1 pseudogene is annotated in these 331 nt (G+C 66.5%); it reads left to right on the top strand.

From position 1 onward, the window contains the following. Nucleotides 1–177, top strand: a pseudogene (locus IF37_RS44230) (alpha-amylase family glycosyl hydrolase); the annotation flags it as partial. Between the last annotated feature and the right edge of the window lie 154 nt (nt 178–331).

Below are 331 nucleotides of genomic sequence, written 5' to 3' on the forward strand. Positions count from 1 at the left end.
TTCTACGAGGTGCTGGTCCGCTCCTTCCAGGACAGCAACGGCGACGGCGTCGGCGACCTGAAGGGTCTGACCGCCAAGCTCGACTACCTCCAGTGGCTCCGCGTGGACTGCCTGTTGCTGCCGCCCGTCTTTCAATTCCCCCTCACGGACAGCGGGTTCGACGGCTCCGACTTAACCCCCCGCCCGTGGGGGGGGATTAAAAAACCGGCGCCACCCACGGGCAGCCCCCGCGGAGCCACTGGAGGTAGTCGAGCTTGGCGGTCAGACCCTTCAGGTCGCCGACGCCGTCGCCGTTGCTGTCGTGGAAGGAGCGGACCAGCACCTCGTAGAA

This window comes from Streptomyces sp. NRRL S-31 (assembly GCF_000718775.1).
GTDB lineage: Bacteria > Actinomycetota > Actinomycetes > Streptomycetales > Streptomycetaceae > Streptomyces.